Source organism: Alcanivorax sp. 1008 (genome assembly GCF_020667895.1).
GTDB lineage: Bacteria > Pseudomonadota > Gammaproteobacteria > Pseudomonadales > Alcanivoracaceae > PGZG01.
Window position 1 is genome coordinate 1 of record NZ_JAFMPS010000092.1, and the last position, 443, is coordinate 443.

A 443-nucleotide genomic window follows, 5' to 3' on the forward strand; every position below is an offset into this window, starting at 1 on the left:
TAAAGGATCGCCTCCATATCCGGGTTCGCCTGTGCAGACTCCTGCACCTCGATATCAAAGCGCTGGCTGGAGATCGTACAGCCCGTCGACGTATCGGTTATCGTAACGAATATCTCCTGGAGGTTGCTCGTATTCGTATAAGGGCTTGCAAGCGCATTTGCACCTGCCTCGGCATCCGCAAGGCTCGCATGGTAGCTCACCGCAAACTGCAACGGGTCCTGACCGCCCAGCACCTCTTCGTCCTTGCTCTCAAGGTCGAACGTGTCAAAACCGTCGGTATTGAGCTCGCAAAGTATAAAGTCGGTCACCGCTACCACTTCCGGCAACGGGTTTACCGTTATGCCAAAGTCCACTACCGTGAAACAGCCCGTAACGTCGTTCGTTACCCTGACGTAGATCGTCTCTGTGCCTCCCGTACCCATATTCGTATAGTTGGCAGGGTC

The 443-nt window shown here is 54.6% G+C and carries 1 protein-coding gene; it reads right to left on the bottom strand.

Annotated features, from left to right (window positions below):
* A partial coding sequence (locus tag J1C54_RS16420; RefSeq protein WP_229150047.1) for a hypothetical protein occupies positions 1 to 443 on the bottom strand: 443 nt, incomplete at both ends.